Source organism: Actinomadura rudentiformis (assembly GCF_008923185.1).
Classification (GTDB): Bacteria; Actinomycetota; Actinomycetes; order Streptosporangiales; family Streptosporangiaceae; genus Spirillospora; species Spirillospora rudentiformis.
Map to the genome: position 1 here is coordinate 100,030 of NZ_WBMT01000009.1, position 10,002 is coordinate 110,031.

16 protein-coding genes are annotated in these 10,002 nt (G+C 67.6%); 15 read left to right on the forward strand and 1 reads right to left on the reverse strand.

The features are described 5' to 3' along the window. Positions 1–104: 104 nt before the first annotated feature. From F8566_RS20060 to F8566_RS20075, 4 genes are read left to right on the forward strand one after another with little or no spacing between them, the layout of a single operon-like run. The gene (locus F8566_RS20060) at positions 105–332 is read left to right on the forward strand and encodes a hypothetical protein (RefSeq protein WP_151562020.1); all 228 of its coding nucleotides are present in this window, start codon (positions 105–107) and stop codon (positions 330–332) included. Further along, a complete protein-coding gene (locus F8566_RS20065) occupies positions 329–595 on the forward strand; it encodes a hypothetical protein (RefSeq protein ID WP_151562022.1) in 267 nt (88 codons plus the stop codon). The genes F8566_RS20060 and F8566_RS20065 overlap by 4 nt, the downstream gene beginning before the upstream one ends. Then, positions 595–891, forward strand: coding sequence for a hypothetical protein (locus F8566_RS20070; protein ID WP_151562024.1), 297 nt, complete (start codon positions 595–597; stop codon positions 889–891). Before F8566_RS20065 ends, F8566_RS20070 begins: the two co-directional genes overlap by 1 nt. Further along, a complete protein-coding gene (locus F8566_RS20075) occupies positions 888–1,154 on the forward strand; it encodes a hypothetical protein (RefSeq protein ID WP_151562026.1) in 267 nt (88 codons plus the stop codon). The genes F8566_RS20070 and F8566_RS20075 overlap by 4 nt, the downstream gene beginning before the upstream one ends. A gap of 53 nt (positions 1,155–1,207) precedes the next feature. On the opposite strand, the gene F8566_RS20080 is transcribed toward F8566_RS20075, so the two are convergent. Beyond that, on the reverse strand, positions 1,208–1,447 hold the full coding sequence (locus F8566_RS20080) for a hypothetical protein (RefSeq protein ID WP_151562028.1): 240 nt from the start codon (positions 1,445–1,447) through the stop codon (positions 1,208–1,210). Between F8566_RS20080 and F8566_RS20085 the strand changes: the two genes are divergently transcribed. The 11 genes from F8566_RS20085 (at position 1,447) to F8566_RS20130 (ending at position 9,896) form a co-directional block, all read left to right on the forward strand. Further along, positions 1,447–2,280, forward strand: a complete 834-nt coding sequence (locus F8566_RS20085; RefSeq protein ID WP_151562030.1) for a hypothetical protein — start codon at positions 1,447–1,449, stop codon at positions 2,278–2,280. The genes F8566_RS20080 and F8566_RS20085 overlap by 1 nt on opposite strands. 34 nt (positions 2,281–2,314) lie before the next feature. Beyond that, the gene (locus tag F8566_RS20090) at positions 2,315–3,082 is read left to right on the forward strand and encodes a hypothetical protein (RefSeq protein WP_192809767.1); all 768 of its coding nucleotides are present in this window, start codon (positions 2,315–2,317) and stop codon (positions 3,080–3,082) included. Between the two features lie 66 nt (positions 3,083–3,148). Next, positions 3,149–3,652: a hypothetical protein gene (locus F8566_RS20095; RefSeq protein WP_151562032.1), complete on the forward strand. Its 504-nt coding sequence runs from the start codon at positions 3,149–3,151 to the stop codon at positions 3,650–3,652. Then, positions 3,652–4,152, forward strand: coding sequence for a hypothetical protein (locus F8566_RS20100; protein ID WP_151562034.1), 501 nt, complete (start codon positions 3,652–3,654; stop codon positions 4,150–4,152). The genes F8566_RS20095 and F8566_RS20100 overlap by 1 nt, the downstream gene beginning before the upstream one ends. Continuing rightward, the gene (locus F8566_RS49965) at positions 4,149–4,316 is read left to right on the forward strand and encodes a hypothetical protein (protein ID WP_192809768.1); all 168 of its coding nucleotides are present in this window, start codon (positions 4,149–4,151) and stop codon (positions 4,314–4,316) included. Before F8566_RS20100 ends, F8566_RS49965 begins: the two co-directional genes overlap by 4 nt. Before the next feature lie 104 nt (positions 4,317–4,420). Continuing rightward, the gene (locus tag F8566_RS20105; protein WP_151562036.1) at positions 4,421–7,084 is read left to right on the forward strand and encodes a phage/plasmid primase, P4 family; all 2,664 of its coding nucleotides are present in this window, start codon (positions 4,421–4,423) and stop codon (positions 7,082–7,084) included. 310 nt (positions 7,085–7,394) lie between these two features. After that, positions 7,395–7,769 (forward strand): hypothetical protein, encoded by a 375-nt coding sequence (locus F8566_RS20110; protein ID WP_151562038.1) that lies wholly within the window; start codon positions 7,395–7,397, stop codon positions 7,767–7,769. A gap of 12 nt (positions 7,770–7,781) precedes the next feature. Then, a complete protein-coding gene (locus tag F8566_RS20115) occupies positions 7,782–8,414 on the forward strand; it encodes a 3'-5' exonuclease family protein (RefSeq protein ID WP_151562040.1) in 633 nt (210 codons plus the stop codon). Then, on the forward strand, positions 8,411–8,914 hold the full coding sequence (locus tag F8566_RS20120) for a hypothetical protein (protein WP_151562043.1): 504 nt from the start codon (positions 8,411–8,413) through the stop codon (positions 8,912–8,914). Before F8566_RS20115 ends, F8566_RS20120 begins: the two co-directional genes overlap by 4 nt. Further along, positions 8,911–9,375 carry a hypothetical protein gene (locus F8566_RS20125; RefSeq protein WP_151562045.1) on the forward strand — a complete coding sequence of 155 codons (465 nt, stop codon included), beginning with the start codon at positions 8,911–8,913 and terminating at the stop codon, positions 9,373–9,375. Before F8566_RS20120 ends, F8566_RS20125 begins: the two co-directional genes overlap by 4 nt. Continuing rightward, on the forward strand, positions 9,372–9,896 hold the full coding sequence (locus F8566_RS20130) for a hypothetical protein (protein WP_151562046.1): 525 nt from the start codon (positions 9,372–9,374) through the stop codon (positions 9,894–9,896). Before F8566_RS20125 ends, F8566_RS20130 begins: the two co-directional genes overlap by 4 nt. Positions 9,897–10,002: the final 106 nt, after the last annotated feature.

Genomic DNA, 10,002 nt, shown 5'->3' on the forward strand with positions numbered 1-10,002 from the left:
ATTGCCAAAGTTGTAAGATTGGTGAGACGCTGAGTACAGCGATGCCGCTTCTCCAGGGCTCGCCTGACGGCCTTGACCAGCACATCAGCAACTGGAGGCGTGCCATGCGCCGCAAGATTTGCGTCCACGTCGAGCACTACCGGCCCAACGACGAGACCGACTACTACGACCTGCCCGACAACTGGGACGACAAGACGCCCGAGGAGCGCAGGGCTGAGCTCGATGAGATGGCCAGGGATGCCCTGTTCGAGGCGGCCGGATCTAGCGCCTTCGTCGTCGAGGTCGACGAAAACGGCCGCGAGATCCGCGTCTTGAACGAGGACGAGTCATGAAGGCCATCACCGACTTCCTCGCCTTCGCCGACCACGGCGCCGGCTGCCACAAGTGGTACGCCCGCACCGCCACCGGCGAGATCGCCTACTCCGACACTCAAGGCCTCTACCAGTGGCATGACGGCCAGCGCATCGACTACTCCGGCGGCGACCGCCAGTGCTCCTCCGACGAGCACATGCACACGCTCGGCATCGGAGGCCCGCAACCCCACCCGATCCGCCTCGGCCTGCTCGCCGCCGTCAGCCCCGCAAGGAGGAACTGATGGCGGCGATCACCCGGATCGAGGACTGGGACGGTAGCGGCAACCTCTTCGTCCCCGGCACCGACCCAGCGCAGATTCTTCGCGACGCACAAGGTGCGATCGACGTAGACGAGATCGTGCTGACCCGAGCCGACGAGATCGCAATCGAGTGGTTCCGGGTCAACCCCTGCCACGCCAACAACTGCTACGACGGCGGCCATCACAACGGCCACTGGACTCGCACGAGCGGGCAGACGCGTGGAGGGTTCCGGGGCGCCTTGCTCGTCACCGGCTACCGGGACGAGGTGGAGCGATGAGCGCCGAGCCCTGCGTCCACTACAGCGCAGCCCGCAAACGGCACTGCGGACACACCCCGACGAACCTGTTCATTCAAGGGCGCCGCTGCAGCCAGCACACCCCATGCGCCCTGGCGGGCATGCCGGAACCCAGCCCTGCACCGGTCCTGCCGACCACCGTCCCGCGCAGCGACATCGCGCGCCCCTACGGCTGGCAGGCCGTGATGTTCATCCACGCGTGGAACGAGAGCGCCCGCCAACGGGCCGGAAAGCGGAGTGCCTGATGCAGTCCGACATGCCGCACAACGAGGTCCCCGACGACCTCATCCAGCACGCATCACAGGGCGGGATGGGCGTTGAACTTCGGGCCGCCCTCGCCCGCGTCATTCCCAAGATCCGTCACCGCGAACGACAGACCATCGCCTCCCAGATCGTCGAAACGCGAGCCCGCTGGGACGAGGACGAGGAAGCGGCAGGACCAGGTCGATGTGACGCTGCCGACGAGCACCACTGTCACCAGGTCGGCGGCAGCAAAGCGTTCGACGAGGCACTCCGCATCGTTCGGGGCGACGGCCAATGACCGACCTGCATACCGAACTCCTCGGCGTCGTCGAAAACGCCATCACCAACCACCCGCGATCCCTGCAGACGCGCATCGGGCCCAGCGAGATCGGCCACCCCTGCGCCCGGCGCCTCGCCTACAAACTCGCCGGCGCCCCCGAAGTCAACAGTCGCGGCGTCCCGTGGAAGCCCACAGTCGGAACCGCCGTCCACACATGGATGGACGAGACGTTCACCAAGGCCAACGAGGCGCTGCCCGGCTACGACCAGGGTGACATCCGGTACTGGACCGAGGTGCGCGTCGACGTCGGCGAGATCCTCGGCCAATCCATCACCGGGTCCTGCGACCTGCGCATCGGAGACACCGTCATCGACTACAAGATCGTCGGAGACGAGCAGCTCCGCAAGTACAAGAAGCACGGCCCCGGCGACCAGTACCGCATCCAGGCACACCTGTACGGACGCGGCTGGACCCGCTCCTACATCGGCGGCTGGGACCACGGCTACGAAAGCCGCAACGGCGTCCCCATTCGCACCGTCGGCGTCTGGTTCCTGCCCCGCAACCAGGAACTCCGCCAGAACTACCTGTGGACCGAGCCCTACGACGAGCAGATCGCCATCGACGCCCTCACCCGCGTCGAAGGCATCGCCAAACTCACCACCGCGCTCGGCACCAAGGCCGCCGCACTGCTCCCCAAAGCCGAGTCCTACTGCCGATACTGCCCGTTCTTCAAACCCGGCTCGGACAACCCGGCCGACGGCTGCGACGGCGTCATCGAACCCGTCGACCCGGCGAAGGCCTTCGCAGGCCTCATCGCCCCCACGACCCCGCAACAAGTCAACGCGTGACCAGCACGCAACCAGCAAAGGAGCACCACAGCACATGACCACACCCGACCAGTTCCTCATGAGCGGAGGCGTCACCTCCGCCAAATTCCCCGCCGTCGGCACCACCGTCACCGGCACCATCACCACCGAGCCCGAGGTCCGGCAACAGACCGACATCCAGACCGGCACGCCGAAGACCTGGGGCGACGGCAGCCCCCGCATGCAGCTCGTCGTCATCCTCGCCACCAGCGAACGCGACCCCGAAATCCCCGACGACGATGGCGAGCGCGCCGTCTACATCAAGGCCAACATGCAGAAGGCCGTCCGCGACGCCGTCCGCAAGGCCGGCGCCAACGGGCTCGCCGTCGGCGGCACCCTATCCATCACCTACTCCGGCGACGGACAGGCCAAGGGCGCGGGATTCAACCCCCCGAAGCTGTTCACCGCCGCCTACCAGCCGCCCGCGAACGCCGCCGCCAACGAGTTCCTCAACGGCAACGGCCAGCAGGCGACTCCGAATGGTCAGCCCGACCCGTGGGGCCAGCCGCAAGGAGCGCCGCCGCAGTTCGCCCAGCCCGCCCCGCAGGCGGTGCCCCAGGCGGTTCCGGCGCCCGCTCCGATGCCGGTGCAGCCGGTCGCTCAGGCGGCGCCTCAGGCCGCCGCGCAGCAGACGCCGCTCACGCAGGCCATGGCGGCGGAGGTCGGCCAGATCGGCAACGTCACGACCCAGGCGCCGCCGCCCGGCGTCAGCGCCGAAGCGATGGCCGCGCTGCAGTCGCTCAGCCCCGAGCAGCGCGCCGCACTCGGCATCCCCACCCAATAGTCGCCGAGACCGGGGCCGCCGGGATGAGGGCGGCCCCGGCCCGCATCAACCCGAGACAAGGATCCCATGAACATCGAAGTCAACGTCAACGACATCACCCTCGATTCGGTCATCGACGGCGACGACGAGGGCGCCGTCCGCCTGCGCGAGATCATCGGCGTCAAGCTCGCTCACCAGATCATCGGCAGTGACGCCTGGCCGACCTTGAGCAAGCGCATCACCGACATCCGCGACGAAGAGATCCGCAAGCTCGTCCTGCCCGCTATCACCAAGGCGTTCGAAAGCCCCCTCCAGAAGACCAACAACTGGGGCGACCCGGTCGGCGAACCCGTCACCCTGCGCGACGTCATCGTCCAAGAGGCCCGCAAGATCCTCAACGGAACGAGGGACCGCTACGACGCCAGGACCGAACCGCTCGGCCGCAAGCTCATCCGGGAGATGGTCGAGCGCGAGATACGCAAGGAACTCGCCAACGCCATCAACGCCGAGCGCGAGAAGGTCGTCGCCGCCGTCAGAGCCCAGGCCGCCGACCTCATCGCTAAAGCCGTCGCACAGGGGGTCGGTGCCTGATGACAACCAGGCGCTTCACCGCAGGCGACAAGGTGCGCGTCACCCTCGACGGCACCGTCACCCGCTACGGCGACGACGAGAAACTCACCGTCCAGTACCCGTCCGACCTCGGTTCGTGCGAAACCGACTTCGAACTCGGCGGGACACAGGTCAAGGCCCAGACCATCCCGCCGAGCGAAGAACTCGCACGCGACCAAGAGCAGGCACGGCAGCAGATCATCCGAGCCGCACTTCGCCTCGCCGCCACCGAATGGGGCAACGGCAGGGAATCGGCCGGAGCGTCGATGGACCTGGACTTCGCTCACGACCAGTTCGACGAAGCGCTCGCCCGCTACGTCGACCTCGCCGACGCCTGGGCGGGCACGAGCTCGACCGCCGTTACCTGCAGCGACTGTGGTGGCGACCTGATCAAGCACGGCGACAGCGACGTCTGGAGCCACCTGTCCTCGCCCGAGCCCGATCACCTCCCCACTCCCGCCAAGTATGCCGGGGGCCGGTGATGGACGAGCAGGCGCTCACCAGGTTCAGGCAGCGGGCCGTGAACGCGCTCGAAGAACTCGATGACGTCGGCGAGGTCTGGCCCGACCAGGCCGACCGCGGCTTCTACCGGGTCGAACTCCTCGACGGCTCCGACCTCGACGTCCAGATCCGCCCCGCCTCCTGACCCCTCCGACCACAACAGCACACAGACCGGCCCCGCCACCGCGAGACCCCCTTGCCGGTGGCGGGGCCATCCCCGACCCCGACGACGTGACACGTGAGGTGCCAGTGCACGACGAGCCAGCCGCACCACCAGCCCAGCAGGCGCCCCAGCCGCAGACGATCCTGGACGCCGCGCTGGCCTTCCACGCCGCGGGCTGCTCCGTCGTCCCCGCCCGCACCGACGGCAGCAAATCACCAGCCGCCTTCTGGAAACTCCACCAAGAGATCCGCGCCGACACCACACAGATCCAACGCTGGTTCACCCTCAGCGACCTCGACGGCTTCGGCGTCATCACCGGCCAGATCAGCGCACCCGAAGGCGCCTACCTCGAACTCCTCGAACTCGAAGGCCGCGCCGTCCGCGAAGGACTCATTGAGGCCTACCACCAGCACCTCGCCGACCACGGCCTCACCGACCTATGGCACCGCATCACTAGCGGCTACCTCGAAGCCACCCCCTCCGGCGGCCTGCACATCCTCTACCGGGTCAAAACCGACGAGCGACGCGGCAACACCAAACTCGCCCGCAGGCCCGCCACCCCGGAAGAACTCGCAGCCTGGAAGGCACAGCAGCAGACCGAGATCGATGCCGAGCAAGACGAGAACAAGAAGGCCAAACGGCAGGCCGCGCTCGACAGGATCACCGAAGGCCACCAGGTCCCGCAGGTGCTCATCGAAACCCGCGGCGAAGGCGGCTTCACCGTCACCGCGCCATCAGCCGGCCGCACCCACCCCAGCGGGAAGCCATGGGCGCTGCTCGGTGGTGGTCCAGCCTCGATCGCCGACATCAGCGAAGAGGAACGCGACGCGCTGCACGCCATCGCCTCCCTCCTCGACGTCATGCCCGCCCCCACTGCCCCGGCCGCGCGGCCCTCAGCGAGGCCCTCGCGGACGAACGAGGCCGGGCGGCGGCCAGGGGATGAGTTCAACGAGAAAGCCTCCTGGGCGGAGATCCTGGAGCCGCACGGCTGGCGGCGCACCCGCAGCTACGGCGACGCCATCGGCTGGTGCCGGCCAGGCAAGTCCGGACACCACGTCTCCGCAACCACAGGGCGTAACGCCGCCGACAACCTGTACGTGTTCTCGTCCAGCACCGTGTTCGAGACCGAGAAGGTGTACAGCAAATTCGAAGCATGGACGCTGCTTGAGCACGGCGGGGACTTCAGCGCGGCGGCACGGGAGCTCGCCGCACGGGGCTACGGCGACCCGCCTCCTCGCGGGGACGAAGGCCTGCACGAACTCATCGCCGACTACGAGCCGTCCAGGCATGGACCGTTCGGGCCCGACAACCCACGACCGGGCATAGCCGGGGGAGTAGACGGCAATCTCGCCACCGTCCACCAGCTCAACCCCGACGAGCAGCCGCGCCTGCAGGTCGTCGAAGAGCGCACCCACCAGTTCTCCGACGACCGCAACGCGCTCGCCCTCGTCGAGAGGTTCGGAGAGCAGATCCGCTACTGCCCCGACCGCGGGCGCTGGCTCCACTGGACCGACACCCAATGGAAATGGTGTGAGCAGGGCGGTGGGATCGTCCGCGAGTTCGCCCGGCGCATCGCCCGATCGCTGCCCACCGAGAACCTCGTACAGCAACGCTTCAAGCAGTCGAGCCTGTCGGCCCGCGGCATCAACGCCGCCGTCCTGCTCGCCCAGACCGACGAACGCGTCGTCGTACCGATCACCGATCTCGACGCCCACCCCTTCGACCTCAACACCCCGAACGGCGTCGTCAACCTCGAAACCGGCGACATCAAACCCTGCATGCCCGAACGCATGCACACCCGGCTCGCTGCCGCCACACCCAACTCAGACATGCCCACACCACTTTGGGACCGGTTCCTCGCCGACACCTTCGGCGGCGACACCGAAATGATCGCGTTCGTCCAGCGGCTCGCCGGCTACAGCGCCTCCGCCGACGTCCGGCACCATCTGTTGCCCTTTCCGCACGGCGGCGGGCAGAACGGCAAGAGCGTCCTCATGGACGTCCTGCGCGCCCTCCTCGGCGACTACGCCACCACCGCGCCACCCGGCTTCCTCATGGAAGGCAAACACGAACACTCCGCCGAAGTCGCACGGCTCCAAGGCGTCCGACTCGTCGTCGCCTCCGAGGTCAACCAGAACAGCCGATTCGACGAAGCCAAGCTGAAAGAACTCACCGGCGGCGACACCCTCACCGCCCGGTTCATGCGCCAAGACTTCTTCACCTTCCAGCCCACTCACCATTTGTGGCTCATGGCCAATCACAAGCCGCAGGTGAAAGCAGGCGGTGACTCCTTCTGGCGACGGCTGCGGCTCATCCCTTTCAACTATCGCGTCCCCGACGACAAAAAGATCGAGAACCTTGCCGGGCTGCTTGTCTCCGAAGAGGGGCCCGGCATTCTGGCCTGGATGGTCGCGGGCGCCGTTGACGTCTTCTCTGGAGGCCTGCGCGAGCCCGAGTCGGTCATGGCCGAGACGCGCGCTTACGCGGCTGAAGAGGACCAGCTCGGCCGGTTCCTGGAAGAGCGATGCCATGTCGGCGGAGGACAGCAGGTCCGCGTTGAGAGCCGTCTGCTGCGCGCCTCCTACGAGCAGTGGTGCCACACCGAAGGCGAGCAGGCGCTCTCCTCGTCGCCCCTCGGGCGGGAGCTGAAGCTGCGGGGGATCGACCTCGTCAAGTCCAACGGCAAGCGGTTTTACACCAACGTGGGCCTGCTCCGCACGGATGACGACGACAGGTGGGACGAGCGATGACCGATCTCTCAACGTTGAGACAGTGCCCCCACAGTGCCCCCAAAGTGCCCCCGAAAGTGCCCCCAACGAAGGGTGCCTTTTCGCAGGTCACCCGGTATGCAGTGCCCCCAGTGCCCCTAATCTCCGGGTTCCCGTATATACACGCGCACGCACACGCGCATGTTCGGGTCATATATGGCGTGGGGGCACTGGGGGCACTGAAACTCGCTGACCTGCGGAAACTAAGGGCACATGGGGGCACTGCACCCGCCCTGCCTATCCGACCTGTGGATAACCATGCTTCCCTGTGGATAGCTGGCGGGTGGTCGCGATGACCGCCCCCGCGTGGCTCCTCCGCCAGACCGGCGGCGTCTTCCGCACCGCCATCCTCGGCCGCTGCCCCCGATGCTACGCCCCGATCCTCACCGGCCTCGACGACGACAACGCCGCCCGCACCGCCCGCGCCGACCCCACCCCCATCACCCCCCTCGGCGAAGCCGTCGCGCTGCTCGCCGGCCGCGCCACCTACGACCTCCTCGCCCCCTACGGGCGACGCGAACTATGGCGCCGCGACCAATGGCACATCAGCGGCGCACGCAAACACCCGGTGCTGCCCGAGCACCGCTGCGGGCAGCCTCTTGACGCACACATCGAAACCATCCAGGCGGGCGCGCGTTATGTGTCGCCCGCCGAGCCGCCGTTCTAGAAAGGAAAGCGAGTGACGCGCATCTGTTTTCTCGACACCGAGACCACCGGCCTCGGCCGTGACGATGACATCTGGGAGTTCGCCGCCATTGTTCGCGAGCCCGACGGTGCCGAGTGGGAATACCACATGTTCATCCAGCACGACACTCAGCGCTGCGCCCGGCTCCCCGAGGAATTCCTCACCGACCATCGAGCGCGGTTTCCGATCTCCGGCGACGCCGACTGGCATCCCGACGTCCGATCAAGGAAGGGGGCCGCATACGAAATCGCCAACATTCTCTCCGGCGGCCCGCACATCGTCGGCGCCGTCCCGAGCTTCGACACAGAGCGGATCGCCCTGCTGCTGCGACGCTTCGGCCTGGAACCCGATTGGCACTACCACCTGATCGACGTCGAGACGATGGCGGTGGGCTGGCTGAACGGGGTAGCCGCACGAGTGACGGACGAAGCCCTCATGGACGGCCATGAAGCTCCGGCGCTCGACCGATCGCGCTTGGCGCCGCCATGGGATTCCAATGCCATCGCGCGCGCGATCGGAGTCGACCCGGACGCTTACGAGCGACATACCGCCATGGGCGACGTCCGCTGGGTCCGCGCCCAGTACGACGCCATCACCTCCAACGGACCCAAGGAGCTGAGCCGATGAGCAACGTCGAAGTCATCCCAACTCCGCCACCCGGCGACGAACTGCGTCCAGAAACCGCCTCCGTCGACAACACAAGCCTCGTCGCCGACGACTGGCGGCCCGCCGAGCGTGACAAGGCCTGGAGACTCGCCACAGCCCCCGACGGCGCCACGCCCGCCACGGCCCCAAGCGGCACCCAGTCCGCCGATGATCTGGACTGGCGGCCCGTCGGCTACGGCGCCGGCATGGAGCTTCTTGTCGACGTGCTCGCGGAGCGCGGCTGCGACAGCGAACACTGCGCGCGCCATCACCAGCGCCTCGACATGCCAAGCCGGTGCTGCTGCGGTGGCGACTGGCCCGGCGCCATGGTGTGCCACCCGTGCCGCAACCCCGGCCACGACGGCGCCGACTGTGCTGACGGGCCTGAGCCGGAGGGCGGCTACGGCGGCGGCCGGTGGTGCAACTGCGCGCATAAGCCGAGCAGCACAGGACTGGTCAAGACCGGGGGAGAAGCATCATGACGCGCTACGCCGAACGCACCGAGGTCAGCTCAGAGAAGAGCCGATCCGAGATCGAGAAGACCCTGCGCCGCTACGGCGCCACCGCCTTCGCGTACGGCTGGCAGGGCCTTGAAGCAACCGTCATGTTCGAGCTCGCCGACCGACGCATCCGCTTTGCGATCCCGATGCCCGACCCCGCCGACGGTCAGTTCGTCCTCACGCCGACCGGGCGAGAGCGCAGCCAGGCGGCGGCCGAGAAGGAGTACGAGCAGGCCGTCCGGCAGAGTTGGCGGGCGCTTGCCCTTGTCATCAAGGCCAAGCTCGAAGCGGTCGACGCCAAGATCTCCACTGTCGAGGACGAGTTCCTCGCACACGTCGTCCTGCCCGACGGCTCGACGGTCGGCGATTGGGTGGCGCCGCAGCTTCAAGTCGCCTATTCGCAGGGGCAGATGCCTGCTCTGTTGCCTGGCGGCGGGTCATGACGATCGAGACCGACTGGCCGTACGACGCCATTCAGGACGACCCGCTCACCGCACTGCGCATCCCCGTCATCACCAGCGCCTACCCGCGCTGGGCGTACATCGTGGCGTTCGACCTCGACAGCATCGACGGCGCCACCGAGCGGCCCGACGAACGCGAGGCCGCGATGCTCCGGTCATTCCTGGACCAGTACATCGACTACTGGTACGGCGACAACTGGTTCCGTCGGCAGATGCTCGATCGTCCCTTCGACATCGACGGTGGCGCCAACGGTGTCATCTTCCGCAAGTGGGGGCCGGACGACTGGGGCTTTCGGCGCCGCTCCTGGCAGTACGGGCCGACGTTCGTGCCCGAGCACCCCGTCATCCGGGGGCGCTGCGAAGGGACGAAGCGGGCGCGCGGGCCGTGGACGCTGGAGCAGGTCATGGACTACGCGCACACGATCAGCGGTGATGGGCCGTCGGATGCGTGGTTGACCTGGAAGGCGAAGCACCCGGACGTGTTCGGCGGAGGTGCACCATGACAACTGCGCCGCCGAGGGATGGTCGTGACACCAAGCCTGCCCCCGACCTTGAGGGTTGTGTGAAGAAACACTGTCACGGGCGACGTCGTGACGGGTCAGGAAAGGC

Bases quoted from the DNA above. Each gene is read 5' to 3' on its own strand.
- F8566_RS20060 (WP_151562020.1), top strand. From the start codon at position 105: ATGCGCCGCAAGATTTGCGTCCACGTCGAGCACTACCGGCCCAACGAC.
- F8566_RS20065 (WP_151562022.1), top strand. From the start codon at position 329: ATGAAGGCCATCACCGACTTCCTCGCCTTCGCCGACCACGGCGCCGGC.
- F8566_RS20070 (WP_151562024.1), top strand. From the start codon at position 595: ATGGCGGCGATCACCCGGATCGAGGACTGGGACGGTAGCGGCAACCTC.
- F8566_RS20075 (WP_151562026.1), top strand. From the start codon at position 888: ATGAGCGCCGAGCCCTGCGTCCACTACAGCGCAGCCCGCAAACGGCAC.
- F8566_RS20085 (WP_151562030.1), top strand. From the start codon at position 1,447: ATGACCGACCTGCATACCGAACTCCTCGGCGTCGTCGAAAACGCCATC.
- F8566_RS20090 (WP_192809767.1), top strand. From the start codon at position 2,315: ATGACCACACCCGACCAGTTCCTCATGAGCGGAGGCGTCACCTCCGCC.
- F8566_RS20095 (WP_151562032.1), top strand. From the start codon at position 3,149: ATGAACATCGAAGTCAACGTCAACGACATCACCCTCGATTCGGTCATC.
- F8566_RS20100 (WP_151562034.1), top strand. From the start codon at position 3,652: ATGACAACCAGGCGCTTCACCGCAGGCGACAAGGTGCGCGTCACCCTC.
- F8566_RS20110 (WP_151562038.1), top strand. From the start codon at position 7,395: ATGACCGCCCCCGCGTGGCTCCTCCGCCAGACCGGCGGCGTCTTCCGC.
- F8566_RS20120 (WP_151562043.1), top strand. From the start codon at position 8,411: ATGAGCAACGTCGAAGTCATCCCAACTCCGCCACCCGGCGACGAACTG.
- F8566_RS20125 (WP_151562045.1), top strand. From the start codon at position 8,911: ATGACGCGCTACGCCGAACGCACCGAGGTCAGCTCAGAGAAGAGCCGA.
- F8566_RS20130 (WP_151562046.1), top strand. From the start codon at position 9,372: ATGACGATCGAGACCGACTGGCCGTACGACGCCATTCAGGACGACCCG.